Source organism: Acetobacter senegalensis, assembly GCF_001499615.1.
Classification (GTDB): domain Bacteria; phylum Pseudomonadota; class Alphaproteobacteria; order Acetobacterales; family Acetobacteraceae; genus Acetobacter; species Acetobacter senegalensis.
This window is the reverse complement of the sequence record NZ_LN606600.1, coordinates 3,009,541-3,031,544: the sequence shown is the minus strand read 5'-3', so window position 1 is coordinate 3,031,544 and position 22,004 is coordinate 3,009,541. Positions and strand designations below refer to the sequence as shown.

Here is a 22,004-nt window from a genome sequence, read left to right as displayed (position 1 = left end):
ACGGCCTCATGGACTACAGCACTCTTCCGCCTGCCCTTGCCTCTCTCCTGACAACCATACGGAATGACGCGGAGGATGCCTCCAACCCGGTAATGGCCATGGCGCACATGGTGGGAATGGCGCTTGAAGACGGCAGATTGGCCCATGATGACATTGCTGAACTGGTTCGCACCTTGCGGGACGCCGCATTTCTACGCCGGGCAGGCCGCCTGCATCGCTATGTTGGCGGAGCAGGCCAGGAAGCCACACATCAGCGGCTGAAAGACTGTGTGGATACGCTTCTGACAAACCTGCCAGCCAACACCCCGGAAGCCTTTACCCAGGCAGTCTCCCCAACCCGGTTTGCGGCGGTCTTTACCGCCCACCCGACATTCGCCGTCAATAATGATGTCTATGCGGCTTTGGCTCAATGTGCCTCCCAGCCCGTTCTGCCAGACAAAGCCCCTCATTTTGAAACGCACCGGCGAAGCGCGCCGCCTACTCTTAATGAAGAATTTGACCTGGCGACCCAGGCCATTGCCCGTGCGCGGGATGCCATTGACCTCCTGAGCGCCGAACTTCTTTCCGCTGCACAGCAGCGCTGGCCCGAAAGCTGGCACACACTCGCCCCGCAACCCATTATTGCAACCAGTTGGGTTGGTTACGATACGGATGGCCGCACGGACATTGGCTGGTGGGATACGCTGCGCCTGCGCTTGCGTATGAAATTGTTCCAACTTGAACGGCTGGAACAGCAAATAAATGCAAGCGGAGCCTCTGTGCCGGTTCTTCAGGATCGCCTGAAACACGCTATCAGCACCGTCAAACAGCAGATTGAAGCGACACCAACCTGCCCCGACCCTCAGGCCGTTGCCCGGTTTGCAGATCTGTTGGTCAACCATCACGCAACAGCACTGCGAAGCGCTTCAGAACTAGCAACGGACCTACAGGACGCCATTGCTGCCGCAGAACCACAGGCTCAATTGCCTCTGGCCGTCGCCCGTGCGGGTTTTCTGGCGCATGGTCTGGCTCTGGCGCACACACATGTGCGCCTGAACGCCACGCAAATTCATAATTTTGTGCGCCAGAAACTGAATCTTCGTGATGATCCCGGCAACCCGGCGCATCGCAGGGCGCTGTTAAACCGTGTCAATGAAGCCCTGACACAGGTTACGCCGGTGGCAGTGGATTTCGGTGCACTCCTGTCCGACCCAGCCACGGCTGGCCGCCTGATGATGACCATTGCCCAGATCATCAAGCATATCGACGCTGATACCCCTGTGCGTTTTCTGATTGCCGAAACAGAAACGGGGTACACCCTGCTGGCTGCACTCTGGGCGGCCACGTATTTTGGCGTTGCCGACAAGATTGAAATTTCCCCGCTGTTTGAAACAGAGGATGCGTTAGCCAACGGTGAACGCATTGTAGAGGAAGTGCTGCGCTCTCCCTCCTGGCGAGACTATATACGCCGCACGGGACGCATGTGCTTCCAGTTCGGGTATTCTGATTCTGGCCGTTATATTGGTCAGCTTGCCGCAACCAATCTGATCGAGCGGTTACGCCTGAAGATCCATGAACAGCTTGTTTTATGGGACCTGACAGATATCACTGTTGTTTTCTTTGACACGCACGGGGAAAGCATTGGCCGTGGCGCGCATCCCTTCCGGATGGCGGACAGACTGCATTATCTCTCTCCACCTTTTGTACGGGAGAAGTTTTCTGAAACCGGCATTGTCTGCCGAGAAGAAACTGCTTTTCAGGGGGGAGATGGCTACCTGCTGTTCGGCACACCGGAGCTTGCAGGCGCAACCATTGCCTCCATTGCGGAAAATCTTTTCACGCCCTTCAGCTCCGCGAGTGACCCGGTTTACGAACAGCCAGATTTCTCCGCCGATTTCTTTTCCAGCATTTCGGAGGGCATGACCACTCTGGTGGGGGACCCCGGATACGCTGCCCTTCTGGGTGCTTTCGGGCCAGCCCTGATTGATCGCACAGGCTCCCGCCCGCCAGCGCGACAGAGCGCAGAGGCTGCCACGGGCTCCCGCCTTACCCATCCAAGCCAACTGCGCGCCATACCGAACAACGCCATCCTGCAACAGTTGGGGTGGTGCGCGAACACCTTGCAGGGGCTTGGGTCCGCTGCCCGCAGACACCCCGACACCTTTGAAACATTCAATACATCCAGCCCACGTTTTCATAGAGCGCTTGATTTTGCACAGCACGCGCTTGCCAGTTCTGATGACCGGGTGCTGAAATGTGTCATCCAGTTGCTGGACCCCGGTTTCTGGCTGGACCGCGCGACCGCCGAACCTTCCAAAACGCGACGGGCCGCTTTCCTTTCCCTTATGCGGGATCTAGAAAAACTTGATTTCTCAGCCGATCTGCAAGCCATGTTCCGCCGCATCCAGGCAGATCACCTCGCACTGCGGGAAGCATGGGAAGATGCTCCACATGGTTCAGACCGCCTGCGGGTTCTTCATGCTGTGCGCATTGCTCTGATTGAACGGATCTGGTTGCTGGCCTGCCGTATTCCCTTCTTCATGCCCCGCAGTGGTTTTAATCGGGATGTGATGATGCAGCAGATCCTGTGTCTGGAAATCCCGGCCGTTCTGAAAGAAATGGACCATATCTTCCCCTCTGGCACGGCGGCGTCAGACCTTGATTTTCATGAACCACGCGGCCCGCGCGAAGAAAGCATCTATATTAACGAACATCGGGATATTTTCATTCCCATGCGTCAGATTTTCGAACTTGTTCGGGAAATCAGTGTTGCCATCATGCATGATATCGGCGCTTTTGGCTGAACCTGACACGCCCCCAAACCTGTTTTCACTTCAACAAAAAAAGCCCCTGAATTTTCCAGGGGCTTTTTTCATTCAAGGATGACCTTAAGGACTTAACGACCCCCCAGAAAACTCTCTACGGATAGAGAGAACAGAAGAGGATTCTGCAACAGTGCAAAGTGGCTGGTAGCGGGCAGGATAGCCAGACCTGCATTTTCAATTGCGGATGCAATCTGCTCGACCTGCATCCGTGCCACCAGTTCATCATGGTCTGCCGCCACGGCCCATAACGGAGCCGTAACCCGCACAAGGTCAGCATTGCTCCACTCAGGAGCCTGCCGATGCAGGTTCCGCATATCGTCACGTAAATCTGAAAAACTGCCAGAACGGGACAAACGCTTATATTCGGTTTTTGCTCGCGTCATGAAGGATTTGATTGTCGGTGCATTCTCGCCAGAGGCCAACAACCCATCGGGCGTTGTGCGGGGGGCAAATGCAAAAACCCGTGAAACTGTGCCGGGATGTCTCATGGCCACATTCATGGCCTGCACCGCACCATCGCCCCACCCCACGAAGGCCGCATTACGCAGGCGCAAATATGCCATCAAGGTGACCACATCATCCGCAAGAAGATCATAGCTTAACGGCAAGGTTCCCATGGTGCTGCGTCCATGGCCACGTGCGTCCATCACCACAACACGGCATCGCGCCCTCAACAGAGCACGCGCAAGGTCACTCATGTAATCAGAGTTCGCCAAACCATCATGCAGCAGGATAACCGGAACGCCCTGCCCGGCAGAGGCAAAATAGATCTGCGCTCGTCCCTGTCCCGGCACAAACCCCGTATCCACCTGTTGACCACCAGCCTCGCTCTCCAAGGGCGTTGGGGTTGGGGGTCAAGGCGTGCCAGTCATACACACCATTGATCGGCGGCAACCTGTCTGGAGAAGAGGACGCCAAGGGAAGAGACATCTGCTGCGCAAAAGCACGCTGCCCAGCCAGCATACCCGCCGCCCCAGCGCCCGCGGCCACAAATCGGCATAATGCCTGTCTGCGGTCGAAAAGACGGATGTTTTCCTCGCTCTGGCGTTGCCTGCCTGACAGAGCAGGGAATGACCTGCTCTTATCCTCTTCTGCCCGATATGCTGACCGGTCTTTTTTTTCCGCCACTTTCTACCTCTCTTGCCGACAGGCTCTTCTGTTCAAGATTAAGCGACCTTCCGCGCTGAGGGCCAGTGTCTTTTCGGGCCCCGTGTCTTTTTTACGAACACTTGCTCCAGCCCCTCGGCATACCAGATGCCTTGACTGCCCTCTGACCGGAACCAGTCAGCCAAACACAGCGTTTGCCTTGTCATATAGATGCAAAACTGGGAGAGACCTCCCTTTTACGGATATATTTCAACTTTTTGTCTTTTTTCCCGGCCGCGCGCCAGCAAGGAGCCCCGACTATGACTGAAACACCCCCTCAGCCACGCAGAAAATCGCATCCGGTGCTGATAGGGTTTGGCTCCTTCTTCCTCGCTATTCTCCTGCTGATACTGTTCTGGTCATGGGACTGGTTCGTGCCATTGGTGAATTCCCGCGCGACAGCAATGCTCCATCGCAAGACCACCATTGAACATCTGCATGTCGCCCTTGGGCGCGTCACAACTGTACGGGTGGAAAACCTCCGCATTGAACAGCCCAAGACCTTTGCAGACGAGAAAAACCCGTTTGCGGAAGCCAAAGAACTCGCCGTTTCAGTCGATGTCTGGTCCTACCTGTGGCATCGTGCGCTCCATATCCCGCTCATAGCGCTGACTGAACCGAAAGCGGACATTCAAGCCCGCAAGAATGGTGAGAATAACTACACATTCACTGAAGACGGCAAACCTGCGCCACAGGATGAGAAAAGTTCTGACACAACCAGCACTCTTCCTGACATCACTGAACTGCGCATCTCAGATGGGGCGGTACATGTGCGGCATGATCCCCTTCAGGCAGACATGCAGATGGGGGTTGAGACCACTCCGCCGGACGAGAAAAGCCGGGGCACTCTCCGCATTTCAGGCAAGGGGCGCTATGCCCAGCAACCCATTACAGCACGCTTTGTCGGTGGGGCTGTTCTCTCCTTTGTTGCCGATAAAGAACCCTACCCGGTTGATCTGTTTGTCCAGAACGGTCCCACCACGGCGACGCTGAAAGGGAATGTTGTCCACCCGCTTACATTGGCCGGTGCGCAGCTTAAACTGCATTTTGCAGGCCCCGATATGTCTTTGCTTTATCCGCTGACGGGCGTTCCCATTCCCCGCACGCCGCCTTACACCATTTCAGGCATGCTGAATTACGCACGCGAACACATTGTGTTCAAAGACTTTGAAGGCAAGATGGGCACCAGTGACATTGGCGGCACCATTGAGGTTAACCCTCATGAAAAACCTTTGTCTGTTCAGGCTAATCTCCGCTCCAAACAGGTAAACCTTGTTGATCTGGGCGGCTTTATTGGAGCCAAACCGAACAAGACAAAAGCCGAAGAAAAAGCGGAGGCCAAAAGCAATACGGTATTGCCCGACACGCCCATCAACATTCCCAAGCTGAATGCCGTGAACGCGCATGTTACGTATCGTGGCGCCCATATTGAAAATCAGAGGCTGCCCCTTGATAATATTGATGCCGAATTTTTTGTCACGGATGGCGCAATTGATCTCAAACGCCTGAATTTTGCCGTGGGACAAGGGACGCTCGCCAGTTCCGCCACACTGAAACCGGACGGCAAATTGTTTGATACCACTGCCCGAATTGATTTTGCCCGAATTGACCTGTCCCGCATCATGCAGGCCACCGCAGATTCAAAGGCACAGGGTATTATTGGTGGCCATATGACCCTTAAGGCCAAAGGCAATTCCATTGCTTCCCTGATGGCGGCAGGGAATGGTGGTCTGACACTGGTGCTGGATCAGGGGGGCGATATTACCGCCATTTTGCCAAATGTGCTGGGTCTGCAACTGGCCAATGCTGTGCTCAGTGCGCTGGGTCTGCCTTCCCATACGGATATCCGCTGCTTTATTGCGGATATGCCGCTTAAAAACGGCATTGTTTCAACCAATACCCTACTGCTTGAAACGGGCGAAGCCCGTACGCTCGGCAAGGGCACCATCAATTTCCGCACAAACAAACTGGATTATGCGCTGACTACGCGCTCCCAGGGGCCGACAGTTGCCTCCCTTCCCGGCGCATTTCACATTACAGGGCCGATCAAATCCCCGACCGTTCTTCCCGGTGCTGAAATTCTGGGCCGAGCGGCCGCGGCGACCGGACTGGGGTTTGTCTTCCCGCCGCTCGCGCTGCTCCCGACAATTCAGATTGGCGTAGGGGATAAATCTCTCTGCAGCCGGGCTGTTCAGGAGGTCAACAATAACCCGGCGGCTGGAATTGCGCCGGGAGCACTCTCTCATGCACGCGGTTCCACCGGAAAACAAAGTGTGTCGTCTGCCAAAACACGCCCGACTGGCGGCAAGAAATCTGCATCGCCACAGAGCAAAAAGAGCGGGCAGAAACAGATGACACCAGCCGAAGTCCGGGCGGCATGGGACGCAAAACTCAAGAACAAGAAATAAAGAACACTGATACATGCAGGGCCATCCACGTTAAGAACCGATGGCCCTGCATGCGTGATTCGGTTTTCGTCTCTGACGGAAAAACCTTCATCAGCACCACTCTTTATCAAATCGCTATAACCATCCTGCGAAAACCATAAGGCGCAGAACGGCTTGGAACTGTTTTCGATACGCACCGGACTGGCATGCGTCGTAACCAGAAAAGAGGGAAAATTTTCTGAGAAAGGCAAAAGGATGCGCAAGAGCGTTTGAAACAATGATCGCTCAAAAGACCATCCATTCAGGCGGAAAAAGCACCGCCTGAGAGATTGGTGCTCCTACGAACACTCATCAGGGTCTTTTTGGAAATTCGTTTTCCAAAACTGATCGCCTTACTGCCCCCAGACCCTGCACGCAAAAATAGTTGTTTTCCGACGTTGCTTCTCAAGTGTGGGGGCTTTCAGCATATTATGCTTGGCTTCACAGAGATTTTCCAAAGCCCCCCTAACGCCACACCAACGTAAGATGCTGTTTGTGAAAATAATGGAGAATTCCTTCCACCCACCATGGAGCCGTTTTCAGATCAAAGTCACCGGTCATAAGACAATCTGAATTGGTTATGTGGCCGGTGGGCGGCATATAGAGCGTCATCGCCGAACCGGGTGCATGACCGGACTGCCATGTATCCGCCCGATCCGCGACGATCTGCTGCCGCATCTGCCAATCTGCCCGGATATCCGGCAACCTGTAAGCCAGAAGGCAGGCCAGAGCAGCCACTAACGCTCCATATGCAACTGCGCGCCTCTCAAAAGAGGCTGCTACAGCACCGCCCAATGTCACAAGAACCAGAAAATAAGTGGCTTCACGCAGGTTGTGGTGGCGTGTGCAACATAATGTGCCGAACTCGTAATAACCCAGCACGAGAGTACTATAAGCTCCCCCTAACAGAGCGCCGCTCCATAACCAGCAGGCGCGGTTGCGGGGGCACGACCGTTTCTGTCCCACCGCAAAAACCAGCACCAATGCAATAACCACGAGAGAAGCAACAAACGGCAGGCCGGGAATATGCAGACTTTCAATAAGGAGGCTACGCCCACCTTTCAGCAGGCTAGGCACCCAATGCCCGCCTAACCCACTGGTTTGGTCAAATATCTCAGTTTTGGTGCCGAGCCGGTGGGTGATGTTGGTCAACACGACAAACATAGTCGCCAGAAAAGGCAGGCACATGGCCCGTCCATAATGGGACCTGCGCACCCCATACAGAATCACACAGGCGCCTGTATAAAGCAGCACAGTCAACGCGCCTGCTTCCTGGCTCCAGGCTGCAACAACAAGCAGGAATACCATCAGCCACCGGTGTCTGGTTGCATCAGCCCTATGCACAAGGCTTGCCGATGCCAAAGCAGCCCAGCAGGGCACATAACTGGCTGCCCCCATGGGCCAGTAAAACATTTCAGCCTGCCCGCACAGCAGCAGGGAAACGGCCAGAAGAACACACGCCACAAACCCGGCTTTTTCCTGATGGGTCACTCTGCCTACCCACCAGAGAAGAGCCAGCGCACTCCCCCACACCACAAACAGGAACGCCGCAACAAGTGGCGTTCCATGCCCATCAGCCAGCCAGAGGTAACTAGCGCTCACCAGTTCACCAACGGGCCGAGGGCTCCAGGATGTTATCCGGCCAAGAACACCAGCCAACCCCTGTTCACGCAGCATGACCCCATAACCGTATTCGTCCCCCTGCCACCGGGCCAAGGGCATCAGTCCGGCATACAGCGCAATCACCAAAAGGACGCTGAGCCAGGCAAAGAGGAAGAGAATTTTTTGAGGAACGACAAATCTCACGATCAGGAACGCCCTGTTCTTACAGTCAGGAGAAAACGGCTGGAGGACAGATACAAAAAAAGCCGCCCCGGATGGAGCGGCTTTTCTGAAACTCTGTCACCAGAAAGAAGATTACTTGGACTGAGCCATGATTTCTTCTGCCACGTTGCGCGGCACCGGATCGTAGTGGTGGAACTGCATGGTGAAGGATGCACGACCCTTCGTCATGGAACGCAGGTGAGAAATGTAACCGAACATTTCTTTCAGCGGCACATGAGCACGCACCATAACCGTGGAACCAGACGTTTCCTGGCTCTGGATCATGCCACGACGGCGGTTGATATCACCCACCACGTCACCAACGTGATCGTTCGGGGTGGTTACTTCCACATCCATGATCGGTTCAAGAATAACCGGACCAGCCTGCTTCATGCCTTCACGGAAGCAAGCCTTTGCCGCGATTTCGAACGCCAGAGCGGACGAGTCAACGTCATGGTACTTACCGTCAAGCAGCGTGAACTTGAAGTCCACCGTCTGGAAGCCTGCCAGAACACCTGTGGAAGACTGAACGCGAATACCTTTTTCAACCGCAGGAATATATTCCTTCGGCACGGTACCGCCGACAACCTTGTTTTCAAACTGGATGTCTTCGTTCCGTTCAAGCGGTTCGAAAGCAATCTTCACTTCAGCGAACTGACCGGAACCACCAGACTGCTTCTTGTGGGTGTAGGTTTCAGTATGCGGCTTGGTGATGGTTTCACGATACGCCACCTGCGGCGCACCAACGTTTGCATCCACACCATATTCACGACGCAGACGGTCGATGATGATGTCGAGGTGCAGTTCACCCATACCGGACAGAATGGTCTGACCCGTTTCCTGATCGGTCTTCAACTGCAGGGAAGGATCTTCACCAGCCAGCTTCTGTAGGGCCAGCGTCATCTTTTCCACGGCGTCCTTGGTTTTCGGTTCAACAGAGATGTCGATAACCGGAACCGGGAAGGTCATGCGTTCAAGAACAACCGGATCTGCCGGATCTGCCAGCGTATCACCCGTCTGGCTGTCTTTCAGGCCAACAAACGCAGCAATATCACCAGCGTGAACTTCAGTCAGTTCTTCACGCTTGTCAGCATGCATCTGATAGATACGGCCGATACGTTCCTTGTGGCCTTTGGTGGTGTTCAGCACGGTATCACCCGTTTTCAGAACGCCACGATAGACGCGCACAAAGGTCAGTGTGCCGTATTTGTCGTTGATGATCTTGAACGCAAGACCAGCAAACTTGCCATCGGGGTCAACCGGGATGATGGGCTGGGCGTTTTCGTTTTCTTCTTCACCTTCCGGCGGAGCACAACGAATGCCTTCAACGTCATCAGGAGCCGGCAGGTAATCGATAATGGCGTCAAGAAGCGGCTGAACGCCTTTGTTCTTGAAGGCCGTGCCACACAGAACCGGACGGAATTCGCCGGAGATGGCACCCTTCTTGATGCAGCGCTTCAGCGTTTCAACAGAAACATCGCCGTTTTCGAAGTACTCTTCCATAGCCTTGTCATCGACAGCCAGAGCGGTGTCGAGCAGGTTCTGGCGGGCTTCAGCAGCCTTTTCCTTCAGATCAGCCGGAATTTCCTCATCATGGAACTTCGCGCCCAGTTCACCGCCTTCCCAGACGATGGCCTTCATTTCAACAAGGTCCACAACGCCGAGGAACTGGTCTTCCGCACCAATCGGCAGCTGCAGCGGGATAGCAACGATATCCAGCTTTTCTTTCAGCGTGTCGAATGCACGGTAGAAGTCTGCACCGGTACGGTCCAGCTTGTTGATGAAGATGATGCGCGGCACCTTGTAGCGGTCAGCCAGACGCCAGTTGGTTTCAGACTGCGGCTGAACACCGGCCACACCTTCAATGATGAACACGGCACCATCGAGCACGCGCAGCGAACGGTTCACTTCGATGTTGAAGTCGATGTGTCCGGGGGTATCGATGATGTTGATGCGGTGGTCGTTCCACACACAGGTCACGGCAGCGGAGGTAATCGTGATACCGCGTTCACGTTCCTGAGCCATGTAGTCAGTGGTGGTGTTGCCTTCGTGCACTTCACCAATCTTGTGAGACACGCCGGTGTAGTAAAGGATACGTTCAGTCGTGGTTGTCTTGCCCGCGTCAATATGCGCGGTGATCCCGATATTGCGGATCTTTGACAGTTCGGATTTGGCGGACACGAAAACCTCCAGAAAACAGGTCAGGCGCGATGGAATTTCCTTCGCGCCTGTGGCCGCCGAACACCGTGCTGGCACCTGAGAAACCCAGATAGCCCGGCTGCCGGAAACCGGCCGATAGACGTAAGGCGCTGACACCCTGCCAGACGCCTGAACCACAGAAACCGGGCCGGTCAGATCATGACAGGTCCGGAAACTGCAGAATTAGGCAGAACCCCTGAATCAGGCGCCAGCAGCAGCCTGCTTTTTGGCCTGAACGCGCAGCACGCGGCGTTTGATCACCTGTGCTTCTTCCGGCAGCTTGCGGTTAGGCGTGCTGGTCAGGAAGGCGTCAAGGCCACCATTGTGCTCAATGGTGCGCAGGCCGCGGGTGCTGACACGCATACGCACAGCAGTGCCTAGCGTTTCAGAGGTCAGGGACGCTTCCTGCAGGTTAGGCAGGAAACGACGACGGGATTTGTTGTTGGCATGGCTGACGTTATTGCCGGTCAGCACGCCTTTGCCGGTAATCTGGCAGCGACGGGACATTGTCTCATCCTTGTCTAATAGAAACAGAGGGCCGAGACAGATTTTGCCCGGCGACCACATTCAGGATTGGCGCGGCTTATGGCTGAGCCACGGCCTTCCGTCAAGGGTTGACCTCAGGCTTTCTCGCTTTCAGGGCCGTTTTCTCCGGCCATGGAAGCATGAACATCGCCTGAGCGCACGCTCTGAGCGGCTGAATCAAGAATGCGCAGAATGGTATCCTTGTCCATGCTGCGCGCAAGCAAACCCAGCGAACCGCCCAGCAAGGCTGAGGCAATAGCCAGCGGGGGCTGCTTTTCCTTGATCAGGTGCTCAACCGCACTTTCAATGACCACAGCGCACCGGGCCAGATCATCAGGCACTTCGGGGGCATTACCTGACGCGGGTGTATTTCCTGCCGTATCCGTCATGAAATCTTCATCCTTTTCTTTCCTAGCAAGGATACGCCGAGCCTTCCCGCCGCCTTGCGATTCGTCTCCATACGGGCCATCTCCCTAACGGGACACAGCCTCTGCCAGACGCTCTGTAACACCTTCCGCACCCTGAGCAGCCCACATGGCTGCATAGTGCCCTCCTGCGGCAAGCAGGGCCTCATGCGTGCCACGTTCAAGCACACGCCCCTGCCCCATCACCAGAATCTCATCCGCGTCCACAATGGTGGATAGTCGGTGAGCAATCACAAGTGTAGTGCGCCGTGCGGAGACGGTTTTCAGAGCAACCTGAATCTCCTGTTCGGTATGTGTGTCCAACGCGCTTGTGGCCTCGTCAAGCACAAGAACGCGTGGGTCTTTCAAAATCGTCCGGGCAATGGCCACGCGCTGCTTTTCACCGCCAGAAAGCTTCAACCCACGCTCACCCACCTGCGTATTATACCCCTCAGGCAGGGACATGATGAAATCGTGAATCTGGGCCAGTCGCGCTGCCTGCTCCACCGCGCTCGGGCTTGCATCAAGGCGGCCATAGGCAATGTTGTAACCTATGGTCTCGTTAAACAGGACGGTATCCTGCGGCACCACACCAATGGCCGCGCGCAGATCCGCCTGCCGATAGGCGCGGACATCATGGCCGTCCACCATAACCGCGCCGGACCAGACATCATAAAACCGGAACAGCAAGCGGCTGATGGTTGATTTACCAGCCCCTGTGGAACCCACAATCGCCAGCTTCTTGCCAGGTTGAGCAACAAAGCTGACCCCATGCAGAATCTCGCGCTCTGGGCCGTATCCAAAACGCACATCCCGGAATTCCACTTCCGCGGCGTCCGAATCCTGAAGGTGCGCGGCAATGGGTAGCGGATGAAGAGGATCAGCGACCTCCACATCTTCTTCCACCAGCCCGAACATGTGCTCCAGATCAACCATGGCCGTGCGTATGGCTGAATAGACAGACCCCAGAAAATTCAGTGGCCCATAAAGCTGCAGCAGATAGGTGTTCACCATCACGAACTGCCCCACGCTGATTCGCCCGGCTTCCACATCCCGTCCGGCCAGCAGCATGATAAGCGTGAGGGCAACCGCAATAATCGCGGCCTGCCCAAAGTTCAGCAGGCCAAGGGAATACTGGGTCTTGCGGGCCGCCTGCTCATAACGGGCCTGTGCGTTATCATACCGTTTTGCCTCATGAGCCTCGTTGCCAAAATACTTGACGGTTTCATAATTCAGCAGGCTGTCCAGCGCCTTGCCGGTTGCTTCACTATTCGTTTCGTTCATCTCGCGGCGGATGCCCAGACGCCATGCAGTGAACTTCACCGTAAAGCCGATATAAGCGGCAATCATCACCCCGATCAGCACCACATAGCGCCAGTCAAACACCCGCCAGATCACCACAGCCACCAACAGGGCCTGCAAGATGGTGGGGGAAAGAGACATGCCCATGCGCAACAGGGTTTCCACCCCTTCCGTGCCGCGTTCAATCGCACGGGTCACGCCACCGGTGCGGCGGTCAAGATGGAAGCGCAGGGAGAGCTTGTGCATGTGCTCAAAGCTGCGGAAGGCTGCCTGCCGTGCCACGCGGAAGCGCACAGGGGCAAAAAGGGAATCGCGCAAGTTGGTCAGGGCGGCCGAAACCAGCCTGACCAACCCGTATCCGATAATCAGGGCAACAGGTGCCAAGGCCAGACTCTGCGGATGGGAAAGCCGGTCCACCACCTTGCTGTAGGCCAGAGGCACGGCAAGGGTCGCCAGTTCCCCCCCCACCATGACCAGCAGGACCAGAATGACGCGCCACCGCAGGCTCCGGTTTTCACGGGGCCAGAGATACGGCAAGAGACGAGAGAGCGTGACGGAAGCCGACTGTTCTGGCGGCCCGGAAATACGACGTTGACGAGGTGACATAAGCCGGATGTGACATGCCTTCCGTATTTTGCAACCCCGCTGCACCTTGCCACTGCCGCGCGCAGACCAGATATAAAGTTGCATAATCCTCTTTTTTCTTCACCAGCACGACAGGATTCTGAATGCCGTCCGACGATATGCCTTTTCTTCGTCATCTCAGGCTGTGCAACACCGCCGTCGTGCCCGGAGACCGTTTTCCTTTCTCGCTTGGTGACAAACTGGCTGGTTGGATTGACCCAGCCATCGCCGATCGGCTTGAGCAGGAAGGTCTCGGCTCCCGCACCAAGGGATTTGCCCTTGCCAACCCGGCGGAACTGGAAGCGCTGGGGGAAAAACTGGCTCAGGAAGGGTTTTACCGATCACATCATGAACTGTTTGATGTGATGACTGATCTGGACCAGCCTGTGATTGCCCGTATTGACCGGGGGGCCCTGCCACTGTTCGGTTTGGTGGCAATCGGTGTGCATATGAACGGGCTGGTCCGCAAATCGGACGGACTTTATCTGTGGACAGGCCGCCGCGCCCGCAACAAGCGCTTGGACCCCGGCAAGCTGGACCATCTGGTGGCAGGCGGGGTGCCAGCGGGCCATTCCCCTGCTGAGGCTTTGCTGAAAGAAGCGGCTGAAGAAGCGAGCATTGGCCCGGAACTGGCAGCACACGCCAAGGAAGTGGGGCGGATTCTCTACGCTCTCAACCGCCCTGAAGGGCTGCGGCGCGATATCCTGTATTGCTATGATCTGTTTCTGCCGGAAAGCTTTGAACCCGTTGCGGCTGACGGAGAAGTGGAATCCTTCAGCCTGATGAAGCTGGAAGACGTGCTGGCACTGGTGCGGGACACCGACGAGTTCAAATTCAACGTGAACCTCGTGCTGATTGATCTCTTCCTACGCCATGGGCTGATTGACCCACACTCCGCCGAGGGCCGTGCCTTGCAGAACGGGCTGGCGCGTGGCCTCTCCCCGGCGAGTCCGGGCAAGGAGCACGTCACTGTGCCAGCCTGAAACGGCAGCCAAACCTCATGAAAAAGGGCAGTGCACTCATCCGGGTGCTACTGCCCTTTTTCATACAGTCTTATGCTACCGCTCAGGCGGACAGGCGTGCGTCCAACAGTGCCTTGGCTTCTGCTTCGGCTGCTTTCATGCAGGACAGCAAACGGTCACGGATTTCGTCCAGCCGCTTCTTGTCTGTAATTTTGAGCCCGAACAGATCTTTCACATAGAAAACGTCAACAGCCCGCACGCCATAAGTGGTAATATGGGCTGAGGCGATCTGAAGGTTTTCCTCGCTCATGGCCGCTGTAACGTCATGCAGCAGGCCGGGGCGGTCCCGCCCGTTAATCTCGATCACGGTGTACGTATTGGATGCACCGTTATCGATCACCACACGCGGCGGCACGTGGATGGCCCGCATCCGCAGCGGCATATGGCCAAACCCGGCCCGGGCAATTTCCGTCCCGATATCAAGCTGACCGCTCAGGGCCTGTTCAATAAGGGAAGACAGACGCGCAAGCCGATGGGTTTCCTCATACGCGCTGCCTGCCGTATCCTGAATCCAGAAGGTATCCAGTGCCATGCCGTGCATCATGGTATGAATACGCGCATCCACAATGGACGCGCCGGCCAACGCCAATGCACCGGCAATTTTGGAAAACAGGCCGGGAACGTCAATGGTATAGACGGTCACTTCCGTCACCCCGCGCGCAGGCAGAGGCAGCACCTCAACCGTCAGCGGCGCATCCTTGGCATCAGCCTCGCGGATCAGACGGGCATGGCGTTTGTGTGTCTCATGATCGAAGGAGAGCCAGTAACCGGCATAGCCCAGATCAAGAAAGCGGTTGATGTCGCTTTCCGGCACACCATCTTCGGCCAGAATTTCAGCCGTGATTTCCTTGGCGTGGCGTACGCGCACATCGCGCTCGGTTGTGGCCAGCCCGCCCGCCAGCACTTCTGCCACGCGCACATAAAGCTCCCGCAGCAGCGTGGCTTTCCACGCATTCCACACACGGGAACTGACGGCGCGCATATCTACAATGGTCAGCAGCAACAGCAGGCGCAGCCGTTCCGGTGACTGCACGATATCCGCAACGTCCAGAATGGTTTTGGGGTCATCAATATCGCGCTGGAACGCAGTATGGCTCAGCAGCAGATGATGCAGCACAAGCCAGGAAACCGTTTCCGTTTCCTCGCCGGACATCCCCAGCCGAGGGCAGAGATCGGCGGCTATTTCCGAACCAATCTCCGAATGATCGCCACCCCGGCCCTTGGCAATGTCATGCAGCAGCACGGCCATATACAGCGCCCGGCGGGAATGCAGCCCCTTTACCAACTCATACGCAACCGGAATTTCATCCGCCATGCGGCCGGAGGCCACTTCATCCATAATGCGGACGGCCTCTATCGTGTGCTCATCCACGGTAAACACATGATAGGTATCAAACTGCATCTGGCCCACAATACGGGCCCAGTCCGGAATAAGACGGCCAAAAATGCCGGTTTCATTCAGGATATGAAGCCAGTGCGCATGACCGGGTGGTGTATGCTGTTCGTAAGAGGGAACAGCCGCGGCAGCCCCCTCTCCCTCCGGCGCAGCAGCTTCCTTCCGGCGACGTGGGGGTTCGAGAGAAGTTGTTTCCCCGCACAGCAAATCCAGAAAAATACGCGCCGCTTCCGGGTCATCACGCAACGCAACAGCCCGACGCTCCCAGCGGATCAACTGATGCCGGGCCAGCGGATGCAGCGGTCTGCGCCGCAGGCGCGCCCAGTCAAGCAACTGCATCATTCTGATGGGTTCCTGATCGAACGAGATACCCCGTTCGGGCAGAATCTGCCCATCCAGCAACGTAAAGCCTGCTTCCCGCATGGCCTCATCCGGCTTGGCAGCCGTAGCTACCGGCCCCTGTGCCTGCCGCAGCACGGCTGGTTCAAGCACATGGGTCAGGCGCATGACTTCACGCGCCGTCAGGAAGTAATGGCGCATGAAGCGCTCAACGCCGTTCTGGCGACCATGGCGCGTATAGCCCATGCGCGCGCCGATAACGGGTTGCATGTCAAAGGTCAGCCGTTCTTCCGCACGACCAGCCACATAGTGAAGATGCAACCGCACCGTCCACAGGAAATCCCACGAGCGGCGCGCACGGGCGGCTTCCTGCTCGGTCAGAATCCCCATCCAGATAAAGTCCGGGGCCAGCAGGTCTGTCACATGGCGCGTGCCAAACGTGTTGCGGCACATCCAGTACAGCGTTTGCAGATCCCGCAGGCCGCCGCGCCCTTCCTTGATATTGGGCTCGACCAGATAGGGGCTGTCTCCAAACCGGCGGTGTCGTTCCAGCCGCTCACGCCGTTTATCCTGAATAAATCCAGCCGGTCCGGCTTCCACGCACGCGACAATGTAGCGGGCTTCAAACATGGCAAAGAGCGCGGCATCACCCGCCAGCAGGCGCGCATCCAGCAAGGCGGTACGCACCGTGGTATCCTTGCGCGCTTCTTCAATACATTCGCTGATGGTGCGCGTAGCGTGCCCGACTTTTACGCCCAGATCCCACAGAAAATAGAGAACATATTCCACCAGCCGGTGGGCCGTTTCCACATTGTCTTCTTCTGTCAGAAACAGCAGATCAATATCGCTGAACGGAGCAAGAAGCCCACGGCCATACCCGCCCGTAGCCGCTACCACCAAACGCCCAGCAGGCCGGTATCCCGCGACAATCTCCTCCAGCCCATCGGCCTGTCCGGTGGCTCTTAAAGCCAAGTCCACAATGCTGCGCAGCATCACATCCGTAAAGGCGGCAATCAGCTTGGCAGCACCTGTGCCCTTGAGCACATGCTGCTCAAACCGGCTGCGAACATCTGCCTGATACCGGCCAAGATACCGCCGAAAAATGGCGACAGCCTCATCACGCGGGGGAATGGCCGCCTCTTCCGGTGTGGCGTCCCTTAATTCCCGGGCAAGGCAAGCCGCCAGCCCCTCCGGGGTCAGGAGAGCGAGTGCGGTGACATCGGGCTGCCCGAAGGCAGCTGGTGCGGGGGAAGTCGACATTGCGGTCGGATTCTGCTCCTGAGGACAGTCTTTTTTATGGAAGTCCAAATTACCCCTGAACGGGACTGCCTTCTTCCTGAACGGCCTGTTTATGAAGCTCGTACAGAATATCTAGCGCCGCACGCGGTGTAAGGGTATCCGGATCTACCTCTGACAAACGCTTTCTTAACGTATTTTCTTCTTCATGCGGTAATATCTTCTGCGTGTCGAACAAGGGTAGCGGTTTGGGGCCTGTGGCATGCTCGCGTTCCAGCTCCTTCAGCAGTCGTCCGGCACGGTCCACAACGGATGCAGGCACACCCGCCAACCGCGCCACATGCACACCCCAGCTTTTTTTTGCTGATCCCACAAGGACTTCGTGCAGAAAAACGATCTGCCCGCGCCATTCCCGCACCGCCATGGTGTGCGGAGCCAATCGTGGCAGGGTATCCACAAGATCGGCCAGTTCGTGGAAATGCGTTGCAAAAATTGCACGGCAGCGCACTGTTGAATGCAGAGCCTCCAGCACGGACCACGCAATGGCCAGTCCATCCAGCGTGGCAGTGCCACGCCCGATCTCATCCACCACCACAAGAGACCGGGGCCCGGCCTGATTGAGTATGGCGGCTGTTTCCGTCATTTCCACCATGAAGGTGGAGCGGCCACGCGCCAGATCATCCGATGCCCCAACACGAGAAAAAAGCTGGTCCACCACGCCGATGGTGGCTTTTTCCGCCGCCACAGGAAAACCGCCCTGTGCCAGAATCACCGCAAGGGCTGTCTGCCGCAAAAAGGTGGATTTACCGGCCATGTTCGGCCCGGTCAGCAACATCACGCGACGATTGGGAGAAAGATCACAGCCGTTGGGCGTAAAGCGCGTGCCTTTGGGCAGAGCGGATTCCACGACCGGATGACGGCAGGCCTGAAGATCAAACGCGGTATCATCTGTCACATCGGGGCGGCACCAGCTTCCGCCAGCCGCCAGCATGGCGCAGGATTGCTGTACGTCCAGCACGGCAAGCGCCTTAGCCAGCACAGGCAGCGTCTGTTCTGCAAGAACAGCATCCACCAATGCGTTAAAAACTGCTTTTTCCCGCGCTGCGGCACGTTCGGCCGCTTCAGCGATACGCGCGTCCAGCCCTGCCAGTTCTTCGGTGGAAAAACGGGCATTGCTGGCCGTGCCTTGCCGGAACATCAGATCGTCCCGGTCTTTCATGCGGCTGCTTGCCCCTACGGGTACCTCAATCACATAACCCAACTGGGCATGATGTTTGATCTTCAGACTGGCAACGCCATAGCGGCTGGCATATTCGGTCTGTAATCCGGCCACAACACGGCGGGAATTGTCACGGAGACCACGGTAGCCATCCAGCTCTCCATCATAGCCCGCTGCAATCACGCCGCCATCATCCAACCGGGCCGGGAGGTCTTCCGCCAGCGCCCGAACAAGTTCGGCTTCCAGTTCCTGCGCACCGCCAAGGCTTGCCGCTGCTTTCGCCAGATAGGGCGGCAGGCGAGAGACATCACCCAAAGCTGCTGCGGCTGCCCGCGCAGCGTGCAGGGCATCCCGAATGGCAGAAAGATCACGCGGTTGCCCGCGCCCCAGAGACAACCGCCCTAAGGCACGTGCAACATCCGGTGCTTTTTTCAGGGCCTCCCGCAACGCTGTGTGGCAACTGGTGGAGTCCCGCAGCCAACACCAACCGTCCTGACGGGCTGCAATACGAACAACATCGGTCAGAGGAGCCGAAAGCCATTCCGCCATCAGCCGCGCACCTGCGGCGGTTACGGTCTGGTTCACTGCGGAAAACAGCGTGTGTTCCATCCCGCCATCCCGCGCGCGCAGCAGATCAAGGCTGGCGCGGGTGGCCGGATCTATGCCCAGAATACCGCCATCCGTCTGCGGTGTAGGGTGCGTCAACCGGGGCAGCTTTCCGGCCTGACTGCGCTGCACATAATCCACGGCCACAGCAGCGGCCATGGCTTCCTCATCCGAGAATGTGCCAAACGCATCTACGCTGGCGACATCAAATGCAGACGCCAGTCGTTGGCGGGCGGCTTCTACCCCCGGCACCAGAACCTCCGGTGCACGACAAGCGTCAAAATCTCCCAGCGCCAGATCGGCTGGGGCCAGAATTTCCGCCGGGTCCAACCGCCCGAGCAGACCTGCAAGGGAAGCCTGCGTTACACTTGCCGTTTCAAACAAACCTGTGGACACATCAATCCACGCAGCCCCAAGCGGCGTATCCGCCTTCACTTTCTGAGCTTTTTCCGCGCCCTTGCCTTTGCGGCCTCGGCCTGTGGAGGCCGGACCTTCCACCAGCGCCAGCAGCAGATTGGAACGGCCGGGTTCCAGCAGTTCATCTTCCGTCAACGTGCCGGGGGTGACAACCCGCACCACAGCACGCGCCAATGGGCCTTTGGCCGCGCCTTTCCCCTTGCGCGGCGCCTCCGTCTGTTCGGCCACAGCCACACGGAAGCCCCGGCGAATCAGGCGCGCCAGATAGGCCGGAGCCGCTGCAACCGGCACACCACACATGGAGATTGGCTCACCAGCATGGGTGCCGCGTGCTGTCAGCGCGATATCCAGCGCTGCGGCTGCGGCTGTCGCATCGTCAAAAAACAGCTCGTAAAAATCGCCCATGCGAAAAAACAGCAGGGCTTCAGGATTTTCCGCCTTCAGCGCAAACCATTGCGCCATGGCGGGGGTGGCGCCCTCAGGAGAATAACGTTTCATCCCATTATCATAAGGGCGTCTTCTGGCGGAGCAACCGCCTTCCTGCACTCTCGCGCACAAGAGCGCGCAAGGCATGAGTCAACGCCTCTACGGGCTCAGCCCAGGGTGCGGCTCCCTCCCCCGGTTCAGGCTGCGTGAAAACCCGAAGACTCGGATACCAGAGATTGTGAGAGTCGCCCTCAGCATCCCTCCGGCTCGACCCTTCCTCCCACCGCCAGTCTCCACCAAAACGGTTAAGCAGCCATACGGGTTTTCCCATCATGCCAGCCAGATGAGCAATAACCGTATCAACCGTAATCACGATATCCAGCCCGGCTATCACGCGGGCCGTAACCAGCATGTCTCCCTCTGGCAAAGGCGTTACGGGAAAATCTGGAAGCGCCCCCTGTTTCTGGAGAGACTGAAAACTCAGCCCTTCCACGTGCGCCAGAGGAGCAAGCGCATCCGGCGTAAGTGAACGACGACGATCAAAACGGTAATTGGGATTACCTGACCAGCACAGACCAACCTTCAAAAGTGTTTCGTCGTCGCTCTGGGTATCTGTGTCTGCCCAAATCTCAGGATCACATACATTCTGCCATGGCAGAGGCGCATCAAGCCCCAGCACATGAGGCAGGCTCAGCAGCGAACACGCAGCAATCGCGCCAAGATCCTGCGCTTTTGCTTTAACGGGCAACATTGTCACTTTCGGGTGCTGTCCATATGCCGTTGCGGCCACCAGAGTCTGCAACCCGTCCGGCACAGCCAGAATGACGGGAGCACATGCGGCAGCCGGGAGGACATAACGCAGAAACTGGAGCGTATCGCCCAACCCCTGTTCGGCATAAATCAGCACAGGAGCCTGCTGCGGTTGGCCATCCCATGATGGCAGATTTTCCGTCCTGCCCGCAGGCAATATCAGCTTGCGGGCTTCAAAACGCAGCCATCCTTCATGAAAGCGCCCTTCCGCCAGCAGAAGCGTGCCCAGATTGAACACCGCCCGCGCCCTGTCCTGCTCTGATGCTGCCGAGGCCATACCGTTCCGGAACAGTGCCTCGGCTTCATCGCGCCTGCCCAGATCAGCCAGAACGGTGCCGTAATTCACCGCCAACCGCACATCCTCGGGCCGCAGTTTGTGAGCGGCCTTCAGTTCTTCCGCGGCCTGTGGCAGTGCCCCCAGCGCCATGAGCACCAACCCCAGATTGCCGCGCGTTTCTGCAGAGTCTGGCCTGAGCGCAATGGCCTCCTCCAGCACGGAACGAGCCGTCTCAAACGCCCCGGTGGAGAAGAGAGCAGCCCCGTAATTGGCAAGTGCGGCAGCATCATGCGGTAGTGCTGCGGCAACGGCGGCAAAATAAGGCTCCGCTTCCGCCATGCGGCCCGTGCGCTCCAGCAACAGGGCATGCTGGTTTTGTGTGAAAGTATCCTGCGGCGCGAGTGCTAAGGCTTTTTCCGAGGCGCTCACTGCCTCCCCGGTCTGCCCATGCCGGGCCAGAAAGGCTGCAAGCTCCAGATGCCTTACGGCCTCCAGGGGCCGAAGCCGCAAGGCATTGCGCAAAGCCTGCCCGGCATCGTCCACGCGCCCCTGTGCCTCCAGAACCTCTGCCATGGCCTGATGCGCACGGGGGTCTCGCGGCGTGCCCAATACAGCAACATGTACAGCCGCACGGGCCGCTTCCTGATGCTTCAGCGCCAGCAGCGCCAGCCCTAAAGTAATATGAAAATGCGGCTCGGGGCTGATCTGGATAGCCCGGCCAGCAAGCCCAACGGCAGACTGGTTTTCTCCCCCTGCCCGTGCAACGCAGGCCATGGCATGCCATGCCTCGGCATCTGCGCTGTTGTCACGCAGCAGGCCACGCAGCATCTCGGCCGCTTTCTCCGCATTGCCCATACCCAGCAAAGCCAGAGCAGCAGAAACGGAAGGTTCTGTAGTGGTCTGGGAGCGAGAGGGCATAAGCAGTGGGGCTCCTTGGTAACTATGCAGCGCGCAACGCACCTGCCGCGTTTTTGGTCGGTTTGTCCTGTTCAGGTCATTCCG

Annotated in this window: 12 protein-coding genes; 3 read left to right on the top strand and 9 right to left on the bottom strand. The window is 57.4% G+C overall.

What is annotated here, in order from left to right; genetic code table 11:
* Nucleotides 1–8 precede the first annotated feature (8 nt).
* The gene (locus tag ASN_RS14085) at nucleotides 9–2,783 is read left to right on the top strand and encodes a phosphoenolpyruvate carboxylase (RefSeq protein ID WP_058988542.1); all 2,775 of its coding nucleotides are present in this window, start codon (nucleotides 9–11) and stop codon (nucleotides 2,781–2,783) included.
* A 92-nt stretch (nucleotides 2,784–2,875) separates the two neighbouring features.
* Here the strand turns inward: ASN_RS14085 and ASN_RS14080 are convergent, their stop codons facing one another.
* Nucleotides 2,876–3,613, bottom strand: a complete 738-nt coding sequence (locus ASN_RS14080) for an alpha/beta fold hydrolase (RefSeq protein ID WP_231948244.1) — start codon at nucleotides 3,611–3,613, stop codon at nucleotides 2,876–2,878.
* A gap of 597 nt (nucleotides 3,614–4,210) precedes the next feature.
* Between ASN_RS14080 and ASN_RS14075 the strand changes: the two genes are divergently transcribed.
* A complete protein-coding gene (locus ASN_RS14075) occupies nucleotides 4,211–6,358 on the top strand; it encodes an AsmA family protein (protein WP_058988540.1) in 2,148 nt (715 codons plus the stop codon).
* Between the two features lie 483 nt (nucleotides 6,359–6,841).
* Here the strand turns inward: ASN_RS14075 and ASN_RS14070 are convergent, their stop codons facing one another.
* The 5 genes from ASN_RS14070 to ASN_RS14050 all read right to left on the bottom strand — a co-directional run bounded on the left by ASN_RS14070 (nucleotide 6,842) and on the right by ASN_RS14050 (nucleotide 13,236).
* Nucleotides 6,842–8,182 (bottom strand): hypothetical protein, encoded by a 1,341-nt coding sequence (locus ASN_RS14070; protein WP_058988539.1) that lies wholly within the window; start codon nucleotides 8,180–8,182, stop codon nucleotides 6,842–6,844.
* A gap of 111 nt (nucleotides 8,183–8,293) precedes the next feature.
* Complete coding sequence (gene fusA, locus ASN_RS14065) at nucleotides 8,294–10,381, bottom strand: elongation factor G (protein ID WP_039904049.1); 2,088 nt, start codon at nucleotides 10,379–10,381, stop codon at nucleotides 8,294–8,296.
* A 219-nt stretch (nucleotides 10,382–10,600) separates the two neighbouring features.
* A complete protein-coding gene (gene rpmB / locus ASN_RS14060; RefSeq protein WP_006558293.1) occupies nucleotides 10,601–10,906 on the bottom strand; it encodes a 50S ribosomal protein L28 in 306 nt (101 codons plus the stop codon).
* Between the two features lie 113 nt (nucleotides 10,907–11,019).
* Entirely contained in the window at nucleotides 11,020–11,313 is a 294-nt protein-coding gene (locus tag ASN_RS14055; protein WP_006558294.1) for a hypothetical protein, read from the bottom strand.
* An 84-nt stretch (nucleotides 11,314–11,397) separates the two neighbouring features.
* Nucleotides 11,398–13,236 (bottom strand): ABCB family ABC transporter ATP-binding protein/permease, encoded by a 1,839-nt coding sequence (locus ASN_RS14050; RefSeq protein ID WP_058989354.1) that lies wholly within the window; start codon nucleotides 13,234–13,236, stop codon nucleotides 11,398–11,400.
* A gap of 122 nt (nucleotides 13,237–13,358) precedes the next feature.
* Between ASN_RS14050 and ASN_RS14045 the strand changes: the two genes are divergently transcribed.
* Nucleotides 13,359–14,237 carry an NUDIX hydrolase gene (locus ASN_RS14045; protein ID WP_058988538.1) on the top strand — a complete coding sequence of 293 codons (879 nt, stop codon included), beginning with the start codon at nucleotides 13,359–13,361 and terminating at the stop codon, nucleotides 14,235–14,237.
* Between the two features lie 82 nt (nucleotides 14,238–14,319).
* Here the strand turns inward: ASN_RS14045 and ASN_RS14040 are convergent, their stop codons facing one another.
* From ASN_RS14040 to ASN_RS14030, 3 genes are read right to left on the bottom strand one after another with little or no spacing between them, the layout of a single operon-like run.
* On the bottom strand, nucleotides 14,320–17,271 hold the full coding sequence (locus ASN_RS14040; protein ID WP_058988537.1) for a [protein-PII] uridylyltransferase: 2,952 nt from the start codon (nucleotides 17,269–17,271) through the stop codon (nucleotides 14,320–14,322).
* A 49-nt stretch (nucleotides 17,272–17,320) separates the two neighbouring features.
* Nucleotides 17,321–19,987 carry a DNA mismatch repair protein MutS gene (gene mutS / locus ASN_RS14035; RefSeq protein WP_058988536.1) on the bottom strand — a complete coding sequence of 889 codons (2,667 nt, stop codon included), beginning with the start codon at nucleotides 19,985–19,987 and terminating at the stop codon, nucleotides 17,321–17,323.
* A gap of 7 nt (nucleotides 19,988–19,994) precedes the next feature.
* Nucleotides 19,995–21,920, bottom strand: a complete 1,926-nt coding sequence (locus tag ASN_RS14030) for a tetratricopeptide repeat protein (RefSeq protein ID WP_058988535.1) — start codon at nucleotides 21,918–21,920, stop codon at nucleotides 19,995–19,997.
* Nucleotides 21,921–22,004: the final 84 nt, after the last annotated feature.

Bases quoted from the DNA above. Each gene is read 5' to 3' on its own strand.
- ASN_RS14085 (WP_058988542.1), top strand. From the start codon at position 9: ATGGACTACAGCACTCTTCCGCCTGCCCTTGCCTCTCTCCTGACAACC.
- ASN_RS14075 (WP_058988540.1), top strand. From the start codon at position 4,211: ATGACTGAAACACCCCCTCAGCCACGCAGAAAATCGCATCCGGTGCTG.
- rpmB (WP_006558293.1), bottom strand. From the start codon at position 10,906: ATGTCCCGTCGCTGCCAGATTACCGGCAAAGGCGTGCTGACCGGCAAT.
- ASN_RS14055 (WP_006558294.1), bottom strand. From the start codon at position 11,313: ATGACGGATACGGCAGGAAATACACCCGCGTCAGGTAATGCCCCCGAA.
- ASN_RS14050 (WP_058989354.1), bottom strand. From the start codon at position 13,236: ATGTCACCTCGTCAACGTCGTATTTCCGGGCCGCCAGAACAGTCGGCT.
- ASN_RS14045 (WP_058988538.1), top strand. From the start codon at position 13,359: ATGCCGTCCGACGATATGCCTTTTCTTCGTCATCTCAGGCTGTGCAAC.
- ASN_RS14040 (WP_058988537.1), bottom strand. From the start codon at position 17,271: ATGTCGACTTCCCCCGCACCAGCTGCCTTCGGGCAGCCCGATGTCACC.
- mutS (WP_058988536.1), bottom strand. From the start codon at position 19,987: ATGAAACGTTATTCTCCTGAGGGCGCCACCCCCGCCATGGCGCAATGG.
- ASN_RS14030 (WP_058988535.1), bottom strand. From the start codon at position 21,920: ATGCCCTCTCGCTCCCAGACCACTACAGAACCTTCCGTTTCTGCTGCT.